Annotated in this window: 21 protein-coding genes; 12 read left to right on the top strand and 9 right to left on the bottom strand. The window is 54.3% G+C overall.

Features of this window, described 5'->3' with window-relative positions; genetic code table 11:
• Positions 1-27: 27 nt before the first annotated feature.
• Genes ccmE through murI form a run of 3 tightly spaced genes read right to left on the bottom strand, consistent with a single transcriptional unit; the run spans position 28 to position 2,377 of the window.
• Positions 28-486, bottom strand: a complete 459-nt coding sequence (gene ccmE / locus ACXLHR_RS04940) for a cytochrome c maturation protein CcmE (RefSeq protein WP_458790422.1) — start codon at positions 484-486, stop codon at positions 28-30.
• A complete protein-coding gene (gene argC / locus ACXLHR_RS04935) occupies positions 483-1,511 on the bottom strand; it encodes an N-acetyl-gamma-glutamyl-phosphate reductase (RefSeq protein ID WP_458790421.1) in 1,029 nt (342 codons plus the stop codon). Before argC ends, ccmE begins: the two co-directional genes overlap by 4 nt.
• Positions 1,512-1,564: 53 nt before the next feature.
• Positions 1,565-2,377, bottom strand: a complete 813-nt coding sequence (gene murI, locus ACXLHR_RS04930; protein WP_458790420.1) for a glutamate racemase — start codon at positions 2,375-2,377, stop codon at positions 1,565-1,567.
• Between the two features lie 373 nt (positions 2,378-2,750).
• Between murI and ACXLHR_RS04925 the strand changes: the two genes are divergently transcribed.
• The 4 genes from ACXLHR_RS04925 to grxD all read left to right on the top strand — a co-directional run bounded on the left by ACXLHR_RS04925 (position 2,751) and on the right by grxD (position 6,872).
• The gene (locus ACXLHR_RS04925; protein ID WP_458790419.1) at positions 2,751-3,656 is read left to right on the top strand and encodes a LysR family transcriptional regulator; all 906 of its coding nucleotides are present in this window, start codon (positions 2,751-2,753) and stop codon (positions 3,654-3,656) included.
• 340 nt (positions 3,657-3,996) lie between these two features.
• Positions 3,997-6,156: a phosphoribosylformylglycinamidine synthase subunit PurL gene (gene purL, locus ACXLHR_RS04920; RefSeq protein WP_458790418.1), complete on the top strand. Its 2,160-nt coding sequence runs from the start codon at positions 3,997-3,999 to the stop codon at positions 6,154-6,156.
• Between the two features lie 51 nt (positions 6,157-6,207).
• Positions 6,208-6,444: a BolA/IbaG family iron-sulfur metabolism protein gene (locus ACXLHR_RS04915; RefSeq protein ID WP_458790417.1), complete on the top strand. Its 237-nt coding sequence runs from the start codon at positions 6,208-6,210 to the stop codon at positions 6,442-6,444.
• 68 nt (positions 6,445-6,512) lie between these two features.
• The gene (grxD, locus tag ACXLHR_RS04910) at positions 6,513-6,872 is read left to right on the top strand and encodes a Grx4 family monothiol glutaredoxin (RefSeq protein ID WP_458790416.1); all 360 of its coding nucleotides are present in this window, start codon (positions 6,513-6,515) and stop codon (positions 6,870-6,872) included.
• 153 nt (positions 6,873-7,025) lie between these two features.
• Here grxD and ACXLHR_RS04905 read toward each other — a convergent pair whose 3' ends face one another.
• Together ACXLHR_RS04905 and ACXLHR_RS04900 are read right to left on the bottom strand one after the other, a co-directional pair.
• Positions 7,026-7,409: a cell division protein ZapA gene (locus ACXLHR_RS04905; protein ID WP_458790415.1), complete on the bottom strand. Its 384-nt coding sequence runs from the start codon at positions 7,407-7,409 to the stop codon at positions 7,026-7,028.
• Between the two features lie 3 nt (positions 7,410-7,412).
• The gene (locus ACXLHR_RS04900) at positions 7,413-7,904 is read right to left on the bottom strand and encodes a hypothetical protein (RefSeq protein WP_458790414.1); all 492 of its coding nucleotides are present in this window, start codon (positions 7,902-7,904) and stop codon (positions 7,413-7,415) included.
• Between the two features lie 80 nt (positions 7,905-7,984).
• Here ACXLHR_RS04900 and ACXLHR_RS04895 point away from each other — a divergent pair, with 80 nt between their 5' ends.
• Positions 7,985-8,128, top strand: a complete 144-nt coding sequence (locus ACXLHR_RS04895; RefSeq protein WP_458790413.1) for a hypothetical protein — start codon at positions 7,985-7,987, stop codon at positions 8,126-8,128.
• A 23-nt stretch (positions 8,129-8,151) separates the two neighbouring features.
• Complete coding sequence (tkt, locus tag ACXLHR_RS04890) at positions 8,152-10,170, top strand: transketolase (protein WP_458790412.1); 2,019 nt, start codon at positions 8,152-8,154, stop codon at positions 10,168-10,170.
• 12 nt (positions 10,171-10,182) lie between these two features.
• On the opposite strand, the gene ACXLHR_RS04885 is transcribed toward tkt, so the two are convergent.
• A complete protein-coding gene (locus ACXLHR_RS04885) occupies positions 10,183-10,572 on the bottom strand; it encodes a DoxX family protein (protein WP_458790411.1) in 390 nt (129 codons plus the stop codon).
• A 202-nt stretch (positions 10,573-10,774) separates the two neighbouring features.
• Between ACXLHR_RS04885 and gap (ACXLHR_RS04880) the strand changes: the two genes are divergently transcribed.
• The 3 genes from gap (ACXLHR_RS04880) to gap (ACXLHR_RS04870) all read left to right on the top strand — a co-directional run bounded on the left by gap (ACXLHR_RS04880) (position 10,775) and on the right by gap (ACXLHR_RS04870) (position 13,079).
• Complete coding sequence (gene gap, locus ACXLHR_RS04880) at positions 10,775-11,779, top strand: type I glyceraldehyde-3-phosphate dehydrogenase (protein ID WP_458790410.1); 1,005 nt, start codon at positions 10,775-10,777, stop codon at positions 11,777-11,779.
• A 61-nt stretch (positions 11,780-11,840) separates the two neighbouring features.
• Positions 11,841-11,984 carry a hypothetical protein gene (locus tag ACXLHR_RS04875; protein ID WP_458790409.1) on the top strand — a complete coding sequence of 48 codons (144 nt, stop codon included), beginning with the start codon at positions 11,841-11,843 and terminating at the stop codon, positions 11,982-11,984.
• Between the two features lie 90 nt (positions 11,985-12,074).
• Positions 12,075-13,079: a type I glyceraldehyde-3-phosphate dehydrogenase gene (gap, locus tag ACXLHR_RS04870; RefSeq protein WP_458790408.1), complete on the top strand. Its 1,005-nt coding sequence runs from the start codon at positions 12,075-12,077 to the stop codon at positions 13,077-13,079.
• 845 nt (positions 13,080-13,924) lie between these two features.
• On the opposite strand, the gene coaD is transcribed toward gap (ACXLHR_RS04870), so the two are convergent.
• The gene (gene coaD / locus ACXLHR_RS04865) at positions 13,925-14,416 is read right to left on the bottom strand and encodes a pantetheine-phosphate adenylyltransferase (RefSeq protein WP_458790407.1); all 492 of its coding nucleotides are present in this window, start codon (positions 14,414-14,416) and stop codon (positions 13,925-13,927) included.
• Positions 14,417-14,479: 63 nt separating this feature from the next.
• Complete coding sequence (locus ACXLHR_RS04860) at positions 14,480-14,914, bottom strand: CBS domain-containing protein (RefSeq protein ID WP_458790406.1); 435 nt, start codon at positions 14,912-14,914, stop codon at positions 14,480-14,482.
• A gap of 327 nt (positions 14,915-15,241) precedes the next feature.
• Here ACXLHR_RS04860 and ACXLHR_RS04855 point away from each other — a divergent pair, with 327 nt between their 5' ends.
• Together ACXLHR_RS04855 and ACXLHR_RS04850 are read left to right on the top strand one after the other, a co-directional pair.
• A complete protein-coding gene (locus ACXLHR_RS04855; RefSeq protein ID WP_458790405.1) occupies positions 15,242-15,586 on the top strand; it encodes a cupredoxin domain-containing protein in 345 nt (114 codons plus the stop codon).
• Positions 15,587-15,744: 158 nt separating this feature from the next.
• The gene (locus ACXLHR_RS04850) at positions 15,745-16,758 is read left to right on the top strand and encodes an enoyl-CoA hydratase/isomerase family protein (RefSeq protein ID WP_458790404.1); all 1,014 of its coding nucleotides are present in this window, start codon (positions 15,745-15,747) and stop codon (positions 16,756-16,758) included.
• A gap of 9 nt (positions 16,759-16,767) precedes the next feature.
• On the opposite strand, the gene uvrA is transcribed toward ACXLHR_RS04850, so the two are convergent.
• A complete protein-coding gene (gene uvrA, locus ACXLHR_RS04845) occupies positions 16,768-19,623 on the bottom strand; it encodes an excinuclease ABC subunit UvrA (protein ID WP_458790403.1) in 2,856 nt (951 codons plus the stop codon).
• A 234-nt stretch (positions 19,624-19,857) separates the two neighbouring features.
• On the opposite strand from uvrA, the gene ACXLHR_RS04840 reads away from it, so the two are divergent.
• A complete protein-coding gene (locus ACXLHR_RS04840) occupies positions 19,858-20,709 on the top strand; it encodes a DUF4394 domain-containing protein (protein WP_458790402.1) in 852 nt (283 codons plus the stop codon).
• Positions 20,710-20,762: the final 53 nt, after the last annotated feature.

The raw sequence follows: 20,762 nt of genomic DNA, 5'->3' as shown, positions 1-20,762 counted from the left end.
GATGTGTGCAAGATGCATATGGTTTGGTTAATTGATCGCGGCAGCACCGTCCGGCGCGACGTACACGCCTTGCTCTTTCAGTGCATCAAGCACCTCTTTTGGCATGTAAGTCTCGTCGTGTTTTGCAAGGATTTCAACGGCTTCGAAGGTGCCGTTAATCAAACGCCCCTGCCCGACCATGCCTTGATTTTCGCTAAACAGATCAGGCAGGATACCCGTGTAGACCACGGGAATTGTCGCCCCGCCGTCAGTTACAGCAAAGGAAACCTGTTCGCCTTGACCGCGTAAAATCGAGCCTTCGGCGACCAAACCGCCGATGCGGAACAGCTCGTTTGGTGCGGGAGGCGCATCGGCGACTTCGCTGGGAGAGCGGAAATAGTTGATGCCGTCGCGCATGGCGTAGCCAATCAATCCGGTCGACAAAGCCATTGCCACAAAGGCCAGCGCGATCACCTGCATGCGGCGTTTTTTCTTGAGGCCCTTCATGGGTACACCGCCACGGACATCAGTCCTGCGGTTTCGTCTAGTCCCAACATCAGGTTGGCGTTTTGAAGGGCTTGTCCGCTGGACCCTTTGGTCAGGTTGTCGAGTGTGGCGATGATGATGGTGCGCCCTTTGATGCGGTCTGCGACCACGCCGATGTGGCAGAAGTTGCTGGCGCGCACATGTTTGATTGCAGGCGTTTCACCCAGAGGGAGAACCTGAAGGAATGGCTCGTCTTTATAAGCGTTTACAAAGGTTTCGTGGATGACATTCGCGTCGCCGTCCACATAGATCGTCGCCAGAATACCGCGGTTTGCGGGGATCAGATGCGGGGTGAATTGCACGGTGACGGGACGCCCAGCGATGGCGCTAAACTCTTGGTCGAACTCGCCAAGGTGACGGTGTGTGCCGCCGACCGCGTAGCCATGCGCATTCTCGGAGAGTTCGGCGTGCAGCAGGTTTTCTTTCAGCGCGCGCCCTGCCCCAGACACGGCGGCTTGTAGGTCGATGACGATGCGGTCGAGATCAATCACGCCTGCGGCGATCAACGGGCGCAATGCGTATTGTCCAGTTGCCGCGTTGCAGCCGGTGCCAGCCACCAGACGCGCGGTTTTGATTTCGTCGCGGTAAAACTCGGTTAGGCCATAGACAGCTTCGGTTTGCAGATCCAAGGCGGCGTGGTCTTGACCGTACCATTTTTTATAGGCGGCAGGATCGCGCAGGCGGAAGTCGGCGGAGAGGTCGACCACTTTCACCGACGTTGGCAAAGCCGCGATCACCTTTTGGGATGTGGCATGTGGCAAGGCGCAGAACACCAGATCAACGCCGTCGAACGTCATGTCTTCGATTGTGGTCAAGCGCGGCAAGTCCAAGTGGCGCAGATGCGGATAGACTTCTGACATCGCCATGCCCGCCTTGGAGTTCCCCGAAAGGCCCACAATTTTCATCGCGGGATGGGTAGCAATCAGGCGCACCAATTCGGCGCCTGTGTAGCCTGAAGCGCCTAAAATGGCGACGTTTTTCGTCATGGTTATGATCCTTTTGTCAGGATGAATGTAGGTCGGCGCATGGTGGCAGACAATCAGGCAGATTCAAATGTGATCTGACGTCGCAGGAACTGGGTTGCACGCGAGGACACTTTTTTCGGGTCGCCTGTGGTCAGGAATGCGTTTTGTGTGCCTGCGCCAATCATTTCAGGGCGACGGGTCAGATAATCGGCGAGGCTTTCTGCGACCAGATCGGCCTGACTATATACTTTCACCTCTGCGCCAAGCGCGTCTTGGAACATGTCTTTCATCAAAGGGTAGTGTGTGCAGCCCAGGATTGCGGCGTCGGGTGTTGGCATTTTACGCTTTAGGGCGTCGACATGGCTGCGCACCAAGGCTTCGGCCAAGATGTAATCGCCGTCCTCGATTGCATCGACCACGCCGCCGCAGGCCTGCGCCTCGACATCAACGCCAATCGCGCGGAACGCCAATTCACGCTGGAACGCGCGGCTGCTGACGGTTGCGGGAGTTGCGAACAAAGCGACGTGTTTCACCGCAACTTCGCGCGGCGGCGAGTTATCGCCCCACTGACGTTCGGTCAGGGCTTCGATCAAGGGCACAAAGACGCCCAAGACCCGTTTTTCCTTTGGAACCCAGCTTTCTTGCATTTTACGCAAAGCCGCAGCACTGGCCGTATTACAGGCCAAAATCACCAGATCGCAGCCTGCATCAAACAGGCGTTCGGTTGCGGCGGTGGTCAGGTTGTAGATATCTTCGGGCGTGCGCACGCCGTATGGTGCATGTGCGCTGTCGCCCAGATAGACAAACGGCACATCAGGCAAGCGCGCTTGCAGCGCATCCAGCACCGTTAACCCACCTATACCACTATCAAAAACTCCGACTGCCATTTTATCGCCCCCACCGTTCCACGGTAAATTGCATTATTCGTGCGGCCGTTTTACTGCGCCACTTACCGCCCTTATAGCCGACATAGATTGCCAAGTGAAAGACCACCGTGACCGCGCCGCGCGCTTTTCGCCGGCCCCATCCCGAAACCTGACGCAGAACCCGCCGCGTATCGAAAAAATTTGATGTATTGTATAAATATTGCACATTTATGCAAAAAACGCCCAACATTTCAGCTAGACTGTGGTTTGAGATGTTTAAAGCGTGATCGCGCTTGCTTATATTTTCATCTGTTCATAGTGCATCTGTTCAGAATGGATCAGCGTGCTTTTTCATAGTCGGCTTTATGAGTTTAGGAATTTCGAGGATAATCAAATGGATTGGGACAAGTTACGGATATTTCACGCCGTCGCAGATGCAGGGTCGCTGACCCATGCGGGCGAGATATTGCATCTGTCGCAATCGGCGGTCAGCCGTCAGGTGCGCGCGCTAGAGGAAATGCTGAACACCACGTTGTTTCACCGCCATGCGCGGGGCCTGATCCTAACCGAACAGGGCGAGTTGCTGTTTGACGCTACGAAATCGATGAATAAACGCCTGGAGTCCGCCTCTGCGCGCATTCGCGATAGTGAAGAAGAAGTGTTTGGTGATTTGCGTATCACCACCACCACGGCATTCGGCACATTGTGGCTGGCTCCGCGTCTACCGAAACTTTATGAAAAATACCCTGATCTGCGTATTGATTTGATGTTGGAAGAGCGGGTTCTGGACTTGCCAATGCGTGAAGCGGACGTGGCGATCCGTATGAAAGAGCCGTCGCAGGCCGACCTGATCCGTAAGCGTCTGATGTCGGTGCGAATGCGGCTCTATGCGTCCCAAACATACCTTGATCAACGCGGCGCGATTAACGTCATCGAAGATATCAGCAACCATAGGTTGATCAGCCAAAGCCTGTCGTCCGCGCAGGTTGCAGCTGGTGCATCGCTGGTGCAGCATTTGATGAGCTTTGACGTACAAAGTGTGTTTACCGTGAACAACTACTTTGGGGTGTTGCAGGGGGTGTTGAACAATTTGGGTGTTGGCGTGCTACCCGACTATATAGTAGAGGACTTTCCCGACCTTGTACGGGTCCTGCCGGAGATCGAATCGGTTGAGGTGCCTGTGTTCCTCGCCTACCCGGAAGAATTGCGCCAATCCAAGCGGATCAGCGCATTTCGTGATTTTGTGGAAGAAGAGATTTTTTCACATCGGAAAAAAATTCGTGACAGACAGGCAACTTAACCTATTGCCCTCATGACTCGCCACCAGCCATGCTCTGAGTGCATAGCGGCAATGCGAATTGTGAGGTCCGTTTTGTCTTGAATGGTTAAATATTGCGCACTATCTAAACTTTCGAAGGCAGTGATGCTTCAACGCTCACCGCTTTCACCTCCCTGTTGGACTTTGCCGGGCCTTGTGCCCGGCATTTTTTTGTCTTGTGGTCCATATTTTTAACGTAAAAGCATAGCCCTGCTCGCCAAGTCAGGCGCGTTTTTTCAATCTGCCCATATTTACAGCAGTATTCGCGCTTCCCCCTTGGGCGATCCCCCGTTAAAAGCGGATCAACTGCTCGGAGGCCCCCATGCAAGATCCCATCATCACTGACGACCTTATTGCCGCTCACGGATTAAAGCCCGATGAATACGCCCGCATTTTGGAAATTATCGGACGCGAACCTACGTTCACCGAGCTTGGCATTTTTTCTGCCATGTGGAACGAGCACTGCTCTTATAAGTCGTCCAAGAAATGGCTGCGCACTTTGCCCACCACAGGTCCGCAGGTCATCTGCGGCCCCGGTGAAAACGCGGGCATCGTGGATATTGGCGATGGCCAGTGTGTGGTATTCAAGATGGAGAGCCACAATCACCCGTCTTATATCGAGCCCTATCAAGGTGCTGCGACGGGAGTTGGTGGCATTCTGCGTGACGTGTTTACGATGGGCGCGCGTCCGATTGCCGCGATGAACTCGCTATCGTTTGGCGCGCCAAGCCATCCGAAAACCCGCCAGCTTGTGAATGGTGTAGTTGCGGGCGTTGGCGGCTATGGCAACTGCTTTGGCGTGCCGACAGTGGGCGGCGAAGTGCGGTTTGATCCAGCCTATAACGGCAACTGCCTTGTGAATGCCTTTGCTGCGGGGATCGCGGATACCGACAAGATTTTCTATTCCGCTGCTTCTGGTGTTGGCATGCCCGTTGTTTATTTAGGGGCCAAGACCGGTCGTGACGGGGTTGGCGGGGCCACGATGGCGTCGGCTGAATTTGACGACACGATTGAGGACAAGCGCCCCACCGTACAGGTTGGTGATCCGTTCACAGAGAAGCGTTTGATGGAAGCCACGCTTGAGCTGATGGCCACGGGGGCTGTGATTTCGATACAAGACATGGGGGCCGCTGGCCTGACGTGTTCTGCGGTGGAAATGGGAGATAAAGGCGGGCTAGGTGTCCGGCTTAATCTGGAAGACGTGCCGCAGCGTGAAGAGAATATGACGGCTTACGAGATGATGCTGTCGGAATCTCAAGAACGCATGTTGATGGTCTTGAAGCCCGAGTTGGAAGCCGAAGCCCGCGCCGTGTTTGTAAAATGGGATCTTGATTTTGCTATTGTCGGTGAAACGATTGCCGAAGACCGTTTCCTAGTGATGCACAACGGCGTGGTGAAAGCCGACCTACCGCTGGCGACGCTCTCTGGTTCTGCGCCTGAATATGACCGGCCTTGGGTGCCGACGCCAGCTGCTGCGCCATTGGGCGATGTGGTCGGTGTTGATCCGATCGACGGATTGCGCGCGCTGATCAGCAGCCCGAATTATGCAGGCAAGCAGTGGGTTTACGAACAATATGACCAGCAGGTTATGGGCGATACGGCCCGTACGCCGGGTCAGGGTTCGGGGATTGTGCGCATTCATGGCACGGACAAGTCGCTGGCCTTTACCTCTGATGTGACGCCGCGCTATGTAAAAGCCAACCCTGTTGAGGGTGGCAAGCAAGCCGTGGCCGAAGCGTATCGCAACTTGACCGCCGTGGGGGCGACGCCGCTTGCGACAACTGACAATATGAACTTTGGCAATCCGGAAAAGCCCGAAATTATGGGCCAGTTTGTGGGTGCGATCCAAGGGATCGGCGAGGCGTGCATCGCGCTGGATATGCCGATCGTGTCGGGCAATGTATCGCTATATAATGAAACCGACGGTAAGGGTATTTTGCCGACGCCGACCATTGGCGCAGTGGGCATTATTGCGCATCCTGACCTGATGATTGCCGGTCAGATCCGTACAGGCCACGTTTTGTTACTCGTTGGTGAAACGTGTGGCCATCTTGGGCAATCGGCACTGCTTGCGGAGGTTTACGGACGCGCCGAAGGTGATGCACCGCACGTTGATCTGGAAGCGGAGAAGCGTAACGGTGATTTTATCCGCGCCAACCATGCTGCGATCCACGCCTGCACTGATCTATCCGACGGCGGGCTTGCGCTTGCTGCGTTCGAGCTGGCGGAAGCTGCTGGTGTTGGTATCACGCTCGATGCTGAGGATACGCCGACCTTGTTCAGCGAAGATCAGGCCCGTTACCTGATTGCCTGCAATTTTGATCAAGCCGAAGAGTTGATGCTGGCCGCAGGGCGCGTCGGTGTCCCGCTCGCAATGGTTGGGAAAGTCGGGGGTGACGTGGTGACATTCGGACGCCACCACGCCCCGCTTGCCGACCTCGCCACAGTCTTCCGCAGCAGTTTTGCAGCAGCCATCGCTTGAAGCCCCGTGCATCTACCCCTAGTTTATACATAACGTGTAAAGGAAATCAAAATGCCGATCACCGCCCATGAGATTGAAACACTGCTGCGCGCAGAATTCCCCGATGCAAAGATCGCAGTGCAAGGCGATGATGGTGCGCATTTTGCTGCTGAGGTGATTGACGCCAGCTTTGCGGGCAAAAACCGGGTGCAGCAGCAACGTGCGGTTTACGCGGCACTGAAAGGCAAGATGGACGGAACATCAGGCGAGCTTCACGCCCTTGCATTGACCACAAAAGCCCCTGAATAATCCGAATTTTCTAGAGAATTCGGGACTTACGATTATTTTAGAATAATCGCCTACCCAAAGGATAGAACATGACAACCGCCGATCAAATCAAACAAACCGTGACCTCCAATGATGTTGTGCTTTTCATGAAAGGCACCAAAGACGCGCCGCAATGCGGGTTCTCGTCCCGCGTAGCTGGCGTTTTGAATTTCATGGGCATTGAATTTGCCGATGTGAATGTGCTGGCCGACGAAGAAATCCGCCAAGGCATCAAAGATTATTCCGATTGGCCAACCGTGCCGCAGCTTTACGTTAAAGGCGAATTTGTCGGCGGGTGTGATATCATCACCGAGATGATGTTGTCGGGCGAACTAGACACGCTGCTGTCCGATAACGCTGTGAGCTTCAATAAAGAAGCCGCCGACACAATCCGCGAAGCAAACGCGTAACGACGTTTACTTGCTTTCTCGGCATCACTTTTGTCGAGATAAATTAGTGGTGTTACCGCGCCGAGGGTTTTGCCCTGCTGGCGCGGTAACGAGTAAAACAATAGCACGATTTCAAATCGTAGTTGATGCAATCACCCAAATAAAATGGCAGGCTTACGCCACTTCGCCTTCGATCTGATCAGCTAAGGCTTCTGCGCGGGCAGCGATTTCGGCCAGTGTTTCGGTCACACGCGCGGGCACAACCGGCACCTCGACGCGTGCTGCAGGGCGGGATTCCAAGGCGTGGACCTGTGCCTGCAATTGGGCGACGCGCGCTTCGGCCTCGCTGACTTTATCTTCTAGTCCTGCCGTCTTATCTGCTAGCATCAACCCTGACATCAACAGCATACGGGCCTCGGTGATACGCCCTACTTGCGCGGCAAGATGGGTCGCTTCTGCATCTAGCATGGCAGAGGCGGAATAGAGGAAGTGCTCTTCGCCGTCCTGACAGGCTACCTCGAAGTTGCGACCACCAATTGTTATTTCGACGTGTGGCATATTCTACGCTTTCTCGATCAAAGGTTTCAGCTCGGAAATAATCGCATCAATCTCGGCGGCATCAATGGCACGTTGCGCCGTCAGAGCTTCGATTTCTTCAACAGCTGCGCGGTTCATCAACTCTGGCGATCCGTTGGTGTCTTGCGCCGCGTTGCGCAGTGTCTCATTTGAGGCGGTCAATTCGGCATTGGACAGGCTCAACTCCTGAATTTCGGCTTCCAGCGCGGTGATCTTATGGGTCTGGGCCTCTGCCCGTGCTTTCATTTCGGCGACGTTGCCATCTTGCCGCTCGCGCAGGACACTTACCCGCTCTTCCAAACGGGCGGTTACGTTCTGCTCTTCTTGCAGCTGATAGCGCAGGGCTGCGGTTTCGTCTTCGACTTCTGGCTTTGGCTCTGCCGCTTTTGCCACAGCTTCGCTCATCTGCCCGACGCCTGCGCGAATACGGTCCAAAGCTGCCGTTATCCTGCTTTCTAGTTGATCAATTTCACTCATCTGTCCGTCCTTCCACACGCCCGAACCCGGAGCGTAATATGCCATCGGGTACTCAGGGCCACTGTTTGCTGGCACCCGTAATGACCGAATCGTGCCTCTTGATCGCCAGCCTAAGCGATCACGGCCTTGCCAGCAAACAGGCACATCGTAACGATATGAAAGACTTACGCAGCGCGCTTGATCTTACACCCTGCCCTGATATTACGCTGACAACACCAGATTAACGCCAGCCAATAGGACATGACCCTTGGATATTGCAGCACTGCGCACAGCACACCCCGACCATTGGATGAAAGCCGCCGCCATCCGCACCCTGACACTTGACGCGGTTGCCGCCGCAAATTCGGGTCATTCAGGTATGCCAATGGGCATGGCCGACGTGGCGACGGTTCTTTTTGAGAAGCACCTGAACTTTGATCCCAAAGCCCCGGAGTGGCCGGATCGTGATCGTTTCATCCTGTCTGCTGGCCACGGTTCAATGCTGCTGTATGCGCTGATGTACTTGACGGGCTACGAAGACATTACGCTTGAGCAAATCAAGAATTTCCGCCAGTGGGGCGCGAAAACCGCGGGTCATCCAGAATATGGCCATGCACACGGCATCGAAACCACAACCGGCCCGCTTGGCCAAGGCATTGCGAACTCTGTCGGCTTTGCGATTGCTGAAGAGATCCAGCGCGCCCGTTACGGTGTATCTGTTGTCAACCACAACACCTACGTGATCGCTGGCGACGGCTGCTTGATGGAAGGCATTAGCCAAGAGGCGATCGGCCTTGCAGGGATGCAAGAACTGGGTCACCTGATTGTGTTCTGGGACAATAACAATATCACCATCGACGGCACGGTGGATATTGCGGACAAGACTAACCAGATGATGCGTTTTGCGGCGTCAGGCTGGCATGTGCAGGAAATCGACGGTCATAACCCCGACGACATTAACGCCGCGATTGCGGTCGCCAAGAACGATCCCCGTCCTTCAATGATTGCGTGTAAAACACACATCGCACTGGGTCACGCGGCACAAGATACATCAAAGGGTCATGGCGCGTTGACTGACGCGGACCAGATGGCAGCCACTAAAGAATTGTATGGCTGGCCTGCGGGCTCGTTCAATGTTCCTGCGGAAATTAAAGCGCAGTGGGAAGAAATTGGCGCACGCGGTGCTGCAACCCGAGCAGATTGGGAAGATCGTTTTACAAAGCTCTCCCCCACCAAACAGGCAGAATTCACCCGTGCCAACGCGGGAGAAGCGCCTAAAAAGCTGATCCCTGCAATCCGTGCGTTCAAGAAAAATGCCAGTGAGACTGCGCCCAAATACGCGACCCGCAAATCGTCCGAGGAAGTGCTGAAAGTAATCAATCCGATCATGCTTGAGACAATCGGCGGCTCGGCGGACCTTACAGGCTCTAACAACACGAAAACCGGCGACATGGGCGTGTTCCACCCTGACACCCGCGAGGGCCGCTATATCTATTATGGTGTGCGCGAGCATGGCATGGCGGCGGCAATGAACGGCATGGCGCTGCATGGCGGCGCGCGGGCGTATGGCGGCACGTTCATGTGCTTTACCGACTATGCACGCGGCGCGATGCGTCTGTCCGCGCTGATGGGCGTGCCTGTAACTTATGTGATGACCCACGACAGCATTGGTCTGGGTGAAGACGGCCCAACGCACCAGCCTGTCGAGCATCTTGCGATAATGCGTGCGACACCGAACACCCACGTTTTCCGCCCTGCGGATACCGTGGAAACCGCCGAAGCCTGGGAAGTGGCCCTGACATCAACAAGTACCCCGTCGGTGCTCTGTCTGTCGCGCCAGAACCTGCCGACTGTGCGCTTGGAGCATAAGGTCAAGAACCTTACAGCCCAAGGCGGCTATATCTTGGCCGATGCAGGCGGCAAGCGTCAGGCGATCATTATGGCGACTGGTTCCGAGGTCGAAGTGGCTTTGGCTGCGCGTGATTTGCTGCAAGCTGAGGGTATCGGCACCCGCGTTGTGTCCATGCCGTGCCACGAGTTGTTCCTTGACCAAGAGGAAAGCTACCGCAAGCGCGTATTGCCTGCGGGTCCTGTGCGCGTCGCTGTCGAAGCAGGCGTGCAAATGGGCTGGGATCGTTTCCTGTCGGGCGAGCGTGGCGCTTCCAAGAAAGCCGCCTTTGTGGGCATGGACAGCTTTGGCGCCTCTGCACCCGCCGAGACCTTGTTCGAGAAATTTGGCATCACAGCAGAAAATGTTGCGGCCCAAGTGAAATCGCTGATCAAGTAAGTAGGATGGATTTCAATCCATCGGTCGGTCGGGGCGCATCGCAATGCGCCCCGACCCTGCCACGGCAAGCGCCAAACAGCCTCCAGAAACTGCCCAGTTCTTTACGAAAATACTGATCTGCCACGGGTCCGCGGGGATCCAGTGGAAAATGCTTGTGAACGCGCAATAGGCCGCCAACGATAGTGCCACCGAGCGCACCTGCACCCCGACCACAAGCGCAAAACCGGCCAATGCGTTGTATGCTAAAGCAAGATAAATCAAGCCCGCAGGCATTGCCCAGTTTTGCAACAGATCTGCAGCCCCCTCTGGAGACGTGGTTTTTTGAATTGCACCACCAAGAAATAGAGCCGCGATTAGCAGGCGTGCGCAGAAAAGAGTTTTATCTGCCATTGCTTTGGTCATGCTCTAATCCTTTGATTGATTCGCCGTGGTGTGTGTCGTGCCATGCCAGCGGCTGAAGTGTTAACGCAAACAGTTAGCGCCACCAGACACAATGTCACTCTTTTATCGCTAACATATTGAAGAATATCACAATATGCCTTCCCGCCCCATGCCAGTGTTGCCTATACCAGCCTTAACGAAATCGCGCGAAAGAGGAATAGCCATGACTGTTACTATCGGGATCAACGGATTTGGACGCATCGGTCGTTGCACCTTGGCGCATATTACCGAAGCCGCGCGCAACGATGTGCAAGTGGTCAAAATCAACGCAACCGGGCCGATTGCCACCAATGCGCATCTTCTGAAATACGATTCAGTGCATGGCCGCTTTGGCTCGCCGATCACGGTTTCGGGCAACACCATGGATTTGGGCCGAGGCCCGATTGATGTAATGTCGACTTACAACCCCGAAGAGCTGGACTGGTCAGGCTGTGACGTGGTTTTGGAATGCACAGGCAAATTTAATGACGGCAACAAAGCACACGTTCACCTGACACGTGGCGCAAAGAAGGTGCTGATTTCGGCCCCCGCCACCAACGTCGACCGCACAGTTGTTTACGGCGTGAACCACCGCGATATGCTGGCTAACGAGCGTATGATATCCAACGGGTCATGCACGACGAACTGCCTTGCACCACTTGCGAAGGTGCTGAACGACGCAGTGGGCATCGAGCGCGGCATCATGACAACGATCCATAGCTACACGGGCGACCAGCCAACGCTGGACCGCCGCCACGACGACCTTTACCGCGCCCGCGCGGCCGCAATGGCGATGATCCCGACCTCTACCGGGGCTGCCGCAGCGCTTGGTCTGGTATTGCCAGAACTCGCAGGCAAGCTCGATGGCACAGCCATGCGCGTACCAACGCCAAACGTCTCGGCTGTGGATCTGACATTTGAAGCGGGCAAGTCCGTGACCGTGGAAGAAATCAACGCGATCATGGCAGAGGCCGCCAACGGCGCGATGCGCTCTGTGTTGGCGTATGACGACGAAGCTAAGGTCTCGATCGACTTCAACCACACCACGCAGTCCTGCATTTTTGCGCCCGACCAGACCAAAGTTGTTGGTGGCCGGACGGTGCGCGTGTTGGCATGGTATGACAATGAATGGGGTTTCTCGGCGCGTATGGCCGACGTTGCATCCTCCATGGGACGCTTGTTGCATTAATTCTGAGGAGCGCTACAGCGCTCCTCTTTCGCTTGGCGCTGCGGCGCGCTAAAGCTGCACTATGACAAATACCATTGCCATTTGGCTCGGCCTACTCATCATCGGCTTTTTTACCATTGACCACTTTTTCCTGCACTTGGGTGCGGTAGAAATTCTGATGCGTGGCTTGCTACAACTTATCTCCAAGATTGCATTCTGGCGTTAGATCGGGAATTGTCACCGTCTAAACCTTGACCTTCGCGCAAAAATAGCGATGTTAGCGCAAACACACCAGTGTCATGTCAGGAGGCGAACCATGTCAGTCAAAGTAGCAATTAACGGTTTTGGTCGTATCGGGCGCAATATCTTGCGCGCTATTATCGAATCCGGTCGCATGGATATCGAAGTGATCGCGATCAACGATCTGGGGCCGGTCGAGACCAATGCGCATTTGCTGCGGTTTGATTCTGTGCATGGGCGGTTTCCTGCGACTGTGATGACAACGGACAACAGCATGGACGTGGGCCGAGGGCCAATCCGGATGACGGCGATCCGCAATCCCGCTGATCTGCCGTGGGGCGACGTGGATGTTGTTCTGGAATGCACTGGTATCTTTACGTCGAAAGAGGCATGCCAAGCGCATCTTGACAATGGATCATCCCGTGTGTTGATCTCGGCACCTGGTAAAGATGCTGATAAAACAGTTGTTTACGGTGTAAATGACGGACTTTTGACCAAAGACGATATAGTGGTGTCCAACGCATCTTGCACCACCAACTGTCTAGCCCCCGTTGTGAAGATCCTGAATGACACCGTTGGGATTACCAAAGGGTTTATGACCACGATCCACAGCTACACCGGTGATCAGCCGACGCTGGATACGCTGCACAAGGATCTGTATCGCGCGCGTGCTGCGGCCCTGTCGATGATCCCGACCTCCACCGGTGCGGCCAAGGCGGTTGGTTTGGTTCTACCGGAATTAAACGGTAAACTGGATGGTGTCGCGATCCGTGTTCCAACGCCGAACGTCTCGGTGGTTGATCTGACGTTTGAAGCAACACGCGCCACGACTATTGAAGAAATCAATGCGGCGATTGTGGAGGCTGCGACCGAAGGCCCGCTGAAAGGCATTCTGGGCTATACGGACCAGCCGAATGTCAGCGTCGATTTCAACCATGATCCACGCTCGTCTGTTTTCCATCTTGACCAAACCAGGGTCTTGGACGGAAATATGGTGCGGATCCTGACATGGTATGACAACGAATGGGGTTTCTCAAATCGCATGGCTGACACGGCTGTGGCGATGGGAAAACTGATTTAAAACCCATAAATAGCAAAAGCCGACCGCCTGTCTGGGGTCGGCTTTTTGCTGAGCTATGCACAGGGCGCATCGCGGGTAGCTGAAACGGGCAGTGGTGCGACGTGTATGTAAGGCGTAGAGAGCGGGCAATCAAACCTCATTTTCTATTGGAATATTAAATTGTCTATCCTTAAAAAAATACTCGGTGCACTCGCTACTCGCAAAGCACCAACATACCGCGCCTGTGAAATTAGCCGCGCCGACGCAGCACGCATCATGAACATCAACGCTTACTGCTAAGCCATTGGTTATTATTGAATACTTTCTTCGATAAGTCTTTCAATATGGCAAGCGCAGATGTGATCGTCTGATGGCCAGCGCCCTGCGCTGCATGGAACCGGGTCGCGAGACCGGCGCGAGTTAACCGTTTAACCACCCGATGACCATTCGCCTGTGCCAGAGATCCCCGACTTTTGCGCCCTAGGCACCAGACATGCATGCAAGCGTGATTTCTGTGACATGTGTTTGCACATTCGCGTAAATGGGACGTCCGTTATCACACCTTTGACCGCGCATGCTCGCCGGATTGAGCGCCATGCACAAAACAACGGCCCACCGGTTTCGGCCGCACCCTTCCCGAATAGCCCAGAGCCGCAACGTGGTGTCCTACCGCCTGCTATGCCCAAGGGACACATCACCGCATGCCCCTGCCCTGAGGCCAAGATAATATGCAGATTGGGGGCTCATCTCATTGACCCAAAATCAGGCCAGCATAAATAGCTGCTGATCAAGCGGATAGGCAAGCTGAGATGAATCGCTAAAGGTTAGACCATGCGCATCTCCAGCGATCAGCTGGCGGCGCAGGATCATGTCAATCGGGCACGCAAAGCATCTTTCACGGCGGCAGGGACAAATTTGGTCACGTCACCACCAAGGCGGGCAATCTCTTTCACCAGTTTGCTTGCAATGGCCTGATTCTTGGCGTCAGCCATCAGGAATACCGTCTCAATCGAGTTGTCCATCGAGCGGTTCATTCCAACCATCTGGAATTCGTACTCAAAATCAGCTACCGCACGTAGACCGCGAATAATCATGCTGGCCCCCACATCACGGGCGCAATCAATCAACAGGTTTTCGAACGGATGCACTATCACCTCGCAGCCCACTTCGGTTCCGAGCGGCACACATTCGGCTTTCACCATTGCAACTCGCTCTTCGAGGCTGAACATAGGCCCTTTGTCGCGATTGATCGCCACGCCAATCACCAAACGGTCGACTAGCGTGCAGCCACGGCGCACAATATCCAAATGTCCGTTTGTCACGGGATCAAATGTGCCCGGGTATAGTCCAACACGCATAGCGTACCTCGTGATTCATAATTTGAATGCACGCAACATTATCGCGCAAAAGAATGCAAGGGGTCAGTGGCCCCTAATCATGCCTTCAAGCGCATCCTTCTCCATCGACAGCTCAGAAAGACGGGCTTTCACCGCGTCGCCGATCGAAATCAACCCGATCATAACCCCGTCATCCACAACCGGAATATGGCGAAAGCGACCTTCGGTCATCTTGGTCAAAATGTCATCCGTCTTATCAGAGGAACAACATGTGACCAGTTTCGAGGTCATAATCGTGCTCACGGGTTCCGACATGAGCGCTGCACCACGACGTCCCAACTCGCGAACGATGTCGCGCTCTGACAGGATCCCGTCGAGCGATGCGCCGTCAGCGGAGACAACTACCGTACCAATACGTTTCTGGGCGAGAATTTCCACCGCGTCCGAAATCAATGCCTCGGGCTTTACCGATACCACACCTGTTTCAGGCTTTGACTTGAGAATATGGGCAACAATCATACACGCGCTCCTAGTGGTTATCGTTCGTTCACCTCAAGTTTCACAAACCAAAGGCACATCTGTCAAGCATACAACGCAGGCAAGTACGCGAAAGCCACGCCTTGCTGCCTAGAAAATACCCAGTATTGTTTCCATGCAGACGCCCCAGAAGCGGTTATTTTCTTTATAGCGTAGATGGATTGCACTGTTAAGCTAGCGCAGAGCCCCTTTAGCCCAGCGGTTAAAAGTAAAAACCGCAGGATGAGTGAAACTCTTTCTACCCGTCGCTCGTGGGTAATTCTAAAGGCAGGACAAAAAAGTTCTGTTTAACTTATAAAGGACTTTATTATGACCGATCCAACACGCCGCGATGCGCTTCGCTTGGGTGCTGCTCTTATCGCCCTGCCCCTCACTGCCTCAATGGCCGCCGCTGAGGGTCATTCAACGGCGCATCGCGTTGTGATAAAGGGTATGAAATTTACCCCTGAAACGCTCGCGATCAAAGCCGGTGACAGTGTGACTTGGGTCAACGAAGACAATATGCGACACACGGCTACAGATCTGAATGGCGCATTTGATACTGGACTGCTAGGTAACGGCCAGTCCGCAACTCTGACATTTGGCGGCGCGGGTCGTTTTAACTACCGCTGCACCCCGCACAGCAATATGCGCGGCACGATTACAATCAGCTAGGTCGGGCCTTGTTGGCTCTGCGGGCCGACTATATCCATAAGCGGCTTTGGCTTTGACCCACCACATGAACAACGGTTCGTGGCCAAGGAGACGTTTATGGATTTTAGACTTTTGACTGCTCCCGCAGCACTGACGACCGCAACCCTGATGAGGCAGGTATGAGCGACATTATCACACGCCGAAATGGCGTTGCTGGGCATATCACGCTGAACCGCCCGCAGGCATTGAACGCGCTGACCTGGGACATGTGCACGGCCATAGAGACCGCAATTGACGATTGGCGCAATGATAGCTCTGTCGCACTTATTATCATCGATGGCGCAGGCGAGCGTGCATTCTGTTCGGGCGGGGACATCTCCGACATCTACGCCTCTGCACAGGTCAAAGACTACGCCTACGCGCAGAGATTCTGGCGAGACGAATACCGGTTGAACGCTAAGCTTGCGACCTACTGCAAACCCGTCGTCACCTTTCTACACGGTTTTACCATGGGCGGAGGCGTCGGATTGGGCTGCCATGCAAGCCATCGGGTCGTTTGCGAAAACAGCAAAATTGCCATGCCGGAATGCAAGATCGGGCTGGTACCGGACGTCGGTGGCACGTTGCTGCTTGCAAATGCACCCGGCTATATCGGCACCTATCTTGGGTTGACAGGTGACAGATTAAACGCCGCTGATGCGATATATACTGGTTTCGCTGATTATTTCATTTCGCAAGATCAGTGGGATATCGTGAAGAATACACTTGCCGAAACGGGCGACCTGTCAGCTATAGTGCCGCAAACACCACCGCAGGCAGCAATCAGCGCCCAACAAAAATCGCTCGACACACTGTTCAAGCACGACAGCCTGGCCGATATCTACACAAACCTGCCAGAGGGATCTTACGCCAAAAACCGCATGGACACTAATTCGCCGCTGTCGATGGCTTGTGCCGTGCCGCTGATCAATGCCGTCCGCAACAATCCGACCATTCATAACGCGCTTGAACGTGAATACCGCTTTACACACCGTGCAGTTGAGCACTCGGATTTTATTGAAGGCATCCGCGCTGCGATCATCGACCGCGACCGCGCCCCCAAATGGCAACATACATCTTGGTCAGATGTAACAGAGGCCGACATTAAAAAAATGACGGCCTCACTGGGCGAAGACGCGTTAAATCTACCCTAAATTGGCGAACTACTGCGCCGCGATCTTTGGCTGTAACATCGGTTTGAGATAGCGGCCTGTGTGGCTTTCCGTGACTTCCGCCACCTGCTCTGGTGTGCCGATGGCCACGATGCGACCACCCCCATCACCGCCTTCGGGGCCAATATCGATGATATGGTCGGCAGTTTTTACCACGTCCAGATTATGCTCGATCACAATGACCGAATTGCCCTGATCTACCAGTTCATGCAGTACTTCCAACAGCTTACGCACATCTTCAAAATGCAACCCTGTCGTCGGCTCATCGAGAATATACAGCGTACGACCCGTTGATTGCCTTGCGAGTTCCTTGGAGAGCTTGACGCGCTGTGCTTCGCCGCCCGACAATGTCGTCGCCTGTTGCCCCACTTTGATGTAACCAAGACCTACCCGCATCAGCGCGTCCATTTTGGTCCGGATCGACGGCACGGCGGTAAAGAAACCCTGCGCATCTTCCACCGTCATATCCAGCACATCGGCAATCGATTTGCCTTTGAACTTGATCTCAAGCGTCTCGCGATTGTATCGCGCGCCCTTGCAGGTTTCGCAGGTCACATAGACGTCAGGAAGGAAATGCATTTCGATCTTGATCACCCCGTCGCCCTGACAGGCCTCGCAGCGCCCGCCCTTCACATTGAACGAAAAACGACCCGGTTTATAACCGCGCGCCTTCGATTCAGGTAGCCCCGCAAACCAGTCGCGGATCGGGGTAAACGCACCCGTATAGGTTGCAGGGTTTGATCGCGGCGTGCGGCCAATCGCGCGTTGGTCGATGTCGATGACCTTATCGAGATGCTCAAACCCCTTAATGGTCTCACAAGGACCCGGCGTTTGGCGCGCGCCGTTCAGCTTCATCGAGGCATTTTTGAACAGAGTTTCAATCGTCAACGTTGATTTGCCGCCGCCCGACACACCTGTCACACAGACAAATTGCCCAAGCGGGAAATCCACCGTTACGTTTTGCAAATTGTTGCCCGTAGCCTTGACCACCGTCAGCTTTTTCTTAGTGCCTTTCCTGCGGACCTTGGGCACTTCAATTTCGCGCGCGCCGGTTAAGTATTGACCGGTCAATGACTTAGGGTTCGCCATGATCTCGTCGGGTGTCCCCTCGGCGACCACTTGACCGCCATGAACACCTGCCCCCGGGCCGATGTCGAAAACGTAATCAGCTTCGCGGATCGCTTCTTCGTCGTGTTCCACGACGATCACCGTGTTGCCCTGATCGCGCAGGTTCTTCAAAGTGGTCAGCAAGCGGTCATTGTCACGCTGATGAAGACCAATCGACGGCTCGTCGAGCACATAAAGAACGCCAGTTAGCCCCGAACCGATTTGGCTGGCAAGCCTGATGCGCTGGCTTTCGCCTCCTGACAGCGTGCCGGAATTGCGGCTGAGTGACAGGTATTCAAGACCTACATTATTCAAAAAGCCCAAGCGTTCGCGGATCTCTTTCAAAATCGCTTTGCCTATCTCGTTCTTTTGTTTGGTCAGGCTGTCAGGGACCGCCAAACACCAATCGTAAGCTTCCTTAATGGATAGTTGTACAACGTGGCCAACATGTTGGTCGCCAATCCGTACCGCAAGCGCCTCTGGACGCAAGCGAAAGCCGCCGCAATCAGCACAATGACGATTGTTCTGGTAGCCTTCGAATTCTTCTCTAATCCAATTGCTGTCCGTTTCGCGGTAGCGGCGTTCCATGTTGGGAATGACGCCTTCAAACGCGCGTTCTACAGTGTAAACGCGGCCGCCTTCATCATAGCGGAATTTGATTTCTTCCTTGCCAGAGCCACGCAGGAAAACCTCCTGCACTTTTGGCTCCAGTTCTTTCCAGCGGGCGTTTTTGTTAAAGCCGTAATGTTTGGCAATTGCCTCGATCGTCTGCAAAAAATAAGGCGATTTTCCTTTGCGCCACGGTGCCAACGCACCATCCGAGATTTTCAACGTCACATCAGGCACGACAAGGTTTTCGTCGAAGAATAATTCGACACCAAGTCCGTCACATTTTGGACAGGCCCCAAATGGCGCGTTGAACGAAAACAGACGTGGCTCGATTTCGGGGATGGTGAAACCGCTGACGGGACAGGCAAACTTTTCGGAAAAAGTGATGCGATCGGGTTCCCCTTCGGCGGGTGCGGTTTCGAGGATTGTGATCCCGTCGGTTAAATCCAAGGCGGTGCGGAAACTATCGGCGAGACGTGTTTCCAAGCCTTCGCGCACGACGATCCGGTCAACGACCACGTCAATATCGTGGCGGAATTTCTTGTCGAGCGTGGGCGGCTCGTCCAGCTCGTAGAATGTTCCATCGACCTTGACCCGCTGGAACCCTGCCTTGCGCAGTTCTAAAAACTCTTTGCGATATTCACCCTTGCGGTCGCGAACAATCGGCGCAAGCAGATAGCCGCGTGTGCCATCCTCCAAGGCCATCACGCGGTCAACCATATCCTGCACTTGCTGCGCCTCGATCGGCAGACCTGTTGCGGGGGAATAAGGCGTGCCAACGCGCGCATACAGCAGGCGCAAATAGTCATAAATTTCGGTGATCGTCCCAACGGTCGACCGCGGGTTCTTGCTCGTGGTTTTCTGCTCAATCGAAATAGCTGGCGACAGACCAGAAATATGATCTACGTCAGGTTTCTCCATCATATCAAGGAACTGGCGCGCATAGGCGCTCAGGCTTTCCACATAACGACGCTGCCCTTCAGCATAGACAGTGTCAAACGCCAGACTGGATTTCCCCGATCCGGACAATCCGGTGATCACCACCAGTTTGTCACGTGGAATATCCACGTCGATGTTTTTTAAATTATGTTCTCGCGCGCCGCGCACTTCGATATATTTTAACTCGGCCATGATGCCCCCAACAAACTCAAGCCCAACAGATAAGCCCATCCAACAGGATCGCCACCCCGAATATAGAACATATGACGAACATGCGAGAAATAATTTGCCGGTTTTGCCCTGTTTAGCCCGAGCCATAAGATAAATCACTTTTGAGTGAAACTTATCGGAACGCCCATCCGTTTATATCGTAACGCCTCACTGCAACACTGCAGGCAGAGGTTGAAAATATTAAAGGATACCATCATGAAAACGACTTTGATTTCTGCGACTGCCCTGACTTTGCTTGCTGCGCCAGCGTTTGCTGCCGAACACGCAAGCCCTGCGTCCGGATACGCGCTAACTGATGATGGTATGGCACTGGTGATGTTGCCCGGTCTCGTTGAGGCTGGCGATAAGGTCATGTTGGAGGGCCAGATTGATGCAATTGCCTACCGTCCTGTGACTGGCGAACTGATCGGGGTCACGCGTGCAGGTCAGGTTTATGGCATCGACGTCACCACTGGTACGTTAACAGATCTGGGTGCAACAATTGGCGAGAACGCAATGGCGAGCGCTGATGCGGCTGTCGGGCTCGACTTTAACAACGCGATTGACGCTGTGCGTGCCGTGTCTAGCGATGGCGCGAACCTTGTATACTTTCCGACCGGTTTTGGCGACAATGACGAACGTGCGAATTCTGTGCTGCGCTTTACCGATCTGTTCTACGCTGATGGCGATGTGAACGCCGGCACGACACCGATGATTTACGCCAACGCGTATACCAACGCGGTCAATGGCGCGACACAAGAGACAACAGCGCAGTATGTACTTGATGCGGCGACAGATTCCCTTGTGACACTCGCCAACAATGATGGCACGCTTGGCACGGTAGCCAAGATCACAATTGACGGCATAGAAGTCGACTTGGCTCATTCGGGTGGTTTTGACATTGTTTCCCCTGAGGCAGACACAAACACAGCCTACGCCGTATTAATGATGGAAGGAGCTGATATGTCGGGTCTTTATTCCATCGATCTTGAAACAGGTGCGGCGATCAAAACGACAGATCTAGAAGGGTCGTTCACAGGATTCGCAGCAATGCTTCCGACTATGTAACCTCTTAAATAAAAGGCCGCCGCTATTTCTAGCGGGGGCCTTTTTTGTTGCGC

Source organism: Yoonia sp. MH D7 (genome assembly GCF_054439475.1).
Note: the sequence above shows the minus strand (reverse complement) of the source record. Positions and strands in the feature narration are given on the sequence as shown.

Coding starts and splice junctions, on each gene's coding strand:
- argC (WP_458790421.1), bottom strand. CDS start 1,511: ATGACGAAAAACGTCGCCATTTTAGGCGCTTCAGGCTACACAGGCGCC.
- ACXLHR_RS04905 (WP_458790415.1), bottom strand. CDS start 7,409: ATGCCACACGTCGAAATAACAATTGGTGGTCGCAACTTCGAGGTAGCC.
- gap (WP_458790408.1), top strand. CDS start 12,075: ATGTCAGTCAAAGTAGCAATTAACGGTTTTGGTCGTATCGGGCGCAAT.
- ACXLHR_RS04840 (WP_458790402.1), top strand. CDS start 19,858: ATGAAAACGACTTTGATTTCTGCGACTGCCCTGACTTTGCTTGCTGCG.
- uvrA (WP_458790403.1), bottom strand. CDS start 19,623: ATGGCCGAGTTAAAATATATCGAAGTGCGCGGCGCGCGAGAACATAAT.
- ACXLHR_RS04885 (WP_458790411.1), bottom strand. CDS start 10,572: ATGACCAAAGCAATGGCAGATAAAACTCTTTTCTGCGCACGCCTGCTA.
- coaD (WP_458790407.1), bottom strand. CDS start 14,416: ATGCGTGTTGGACTATACCCGGGCACATTTGATCCCGTGACAAACGGA.
- ACXLHR_RS04860 (WP_458790406.1), bottom strand. CDS start 14,914: ATGATTGTTGCCCATATTCTCAAGTCAAAGCCTGAAACAGGTGTGGTA.
- ACXLHR_RS04850 (WP_458790404.1), top strand. CDS start 15,745: ATGAGCGACATTATCACACGCCGAAATGGCGTTGCTGGGCATATCACG.
- ACXLHR_RS04900 (WP_458790414.1), bottom strand. CDS start 7,904: ATGAGTGAAATTGATCAACTAGAAAGCAGGATAACGGCAGCTTTGGAC.
- ACXLHR_RS04915 (WP_458790417.1), top strand. CDS start 6,208: ATGCCGATCACCGCCCATGAGATTGAAACACTGCTGCGCGCAGAATTC.
- ACXLHR_RS04855 (WP_458790405.1), top strand. CDS start 15,242: ATGACCGATCCAACACGCCGCGATGCGCTTCGCTTGGGTGCTGCTCTT.
- gap (WP_458790410.1), top strand. CDS start 10,775: ATGACTGTTACTATCGGGATCAACGGATTTGGACGCATCGGTCGTTGC.
- grxD (WP_458790416.1), top strand. CDS start 6,513: ATGACAACCGCCGATCAAATCAAACAAACCGTGACCTCCAATGATGTT.
- purL (WP_458790418.1), top strand. CDS start 3,997: ATGCAAGATCCCATCATCACTGACGACCTTATTGCCGCTCACGGATTA.
- murI (WP_458790420.1), bottom strand. CDS start 2,377: ATGGCAGTCGGAGTTTTTGATAGTGGTATAGGTGGGTTAACGGTGCTG.
- ccmE (WP_458790422.1), bottom strand. CDS start 486: ATGAAGGGCCTCAAGAAAAAACGCCGCATGCAGGTGATCGCGCTGGCC.
- ACXLHR_RS04875 (WP_458790409.1), top strand. CDS start 11,841: ATGACAAATACCATTGCCATTTGGCTCGGCCTACTCATCATCGGCTTT.
- ACXLHR_RS04895 (WP_458790413.1), top strand. CDS start 7,985: ATGACCGAATCGTGCCTCTTGATCGCCAGCCTAAGCGATCACGGCCTT.
- ACXLHR_RS04925 (WP_458790419.1), top strand. CDS start 2,751: ATGGATTGGGACAAGTTACGGATATTTCACGCCGTCGCAGATGCAGGG.